Genomic DNA, 1,300 nt, shown 5'->3' with positions numbered 1-1,300 from the left:
CGGCGCGCCTTCACGCCCATCGTCAACGTGGTGGGCGATCACGCCACCTACCACCGGCAGTACGACGCCCCTCTGAACTCGGACATCGCGACGCTGGTCGCGCCGAACTCGATCTGGGTGAAGTCGGCCGACAGCGCCGCCGAGGTGGCCGCGACGACGGCCGAAGCCGTGGCCGCCAGCTACGGCCCGCCAGGCGGCCCCGTCAGCCTGATCCTGCCGGCCGACTCCGCTTGGCTGCCGGCGCAGGGGGAGCCGGTCATCGCGCAGAAGCCGGTGCGGCCGGCGCCCTCCGGCGCGGCGGTGGACGCGGCAGCCAAGGCCATCAAGGCGGCGAAGAAGCCGGTCGTCCTGCTTGGCGGCCAAGCCTGCCGCGAAGAGGCGCTCAAGGAGGCCGCGCGACTCGAGGCGGCGGGCGTGACCGTCTATTCCGATACTTTCGTGCCCCGCCAGCGGCGCGGCGCGGGCGTCTTCCTGCCGAAGAAGATGCCCTACTTCGGCGAAATGGCGCTCTCAGAGCTCGAGGGCGTGGACCTCATGGTGTTCGTCGGCACGACGACGCCGGTCGCCTTCTTCGCCTATCCCGACCGGCCCAGCGTGCTTCTGCCGGAGGGCTGTGAGACCCTCACGCTGGCGGCGCGGGCCGAGGACTCGGTCGCGGGCCTCGCGGCCCTTGCTGAGGCGCTCGGAGCGCCGGCCGCCGGACCGGCCCAGCCGCTGGCCATCCCCGAGACTGCGCCTTCGGGCGGGCTCAACGCCTACACCGCCGGCGCGTCGATCGCCCGGCACATGCCCGAGGACGCCATCCTCTGCGACGACGCGGTGACGTCGGGCATGGGCGTGGCGGTCGGCACGGCGGCCGCGCGGCCGCACGACGTGCTGGCCCTGACCGGCGGGGCCATCGGCATCGGCCTGCCCATCGCCATCGGCGCCGCCGTCGCCGCGCCCGACCGCAAGGTGGTCTCGCTGAACGGAGACGGGGCGGCCATGTACACGGTCCAGGCGCTCTGGACGATGGCGCGCGAGAAGCTGGACGTGACGGTGGTGGTCTTCGCCAACCACACCTACCGGATCCTCAACGTCGAGATGACCCGGACCGGCGCGGGCCAGGCGGGCCCGCAAGCCGCCCGCCTGCTCGACCTGGGCGATCCGCGGATCGACTGGGTCTCCGTGGCCAAGGGCCTGGGGCTTGCGGCCGTGCGTTGCGAGACCGCCGAGGACTTCGACCGCGCCTTCGCCGCGGCCATGGCGAACAAGGGCCCGACGTTCATCGAGGCGGCGATCTAGCCGCCAAGAAAAAAGC

General features: G+C 72.8%; 1 protein-coding gene. It reads left to right on the top strand.

What is annotated here, in order from left to right; genetic code table 11:
* Nucleotides 1-1,284 (top strand): acetolactate synthase large subunit (locus RIF93_RS15660; RefSeq protein ID WP_309092379.1); only part of this gene is annotated, 1,284 nt, incomplete at its 5' end.
* Between the last annotated feature and the right edge of the window lie 16 nt (nt 1,285-1,300).

The organism is Phenylobacterium sp. (assembly GCF_031181185.1).
Lineage (GTDB): Bacteria > Pseudomonadota > Alphaproteobacteria > Caulobacterales > Caulobacteraceae > Phenylobacterium.
Note: the sequence above shows the minus strand (reverse complement) of the source record. Positions and strands in the feature narration are given on the sequence as shown.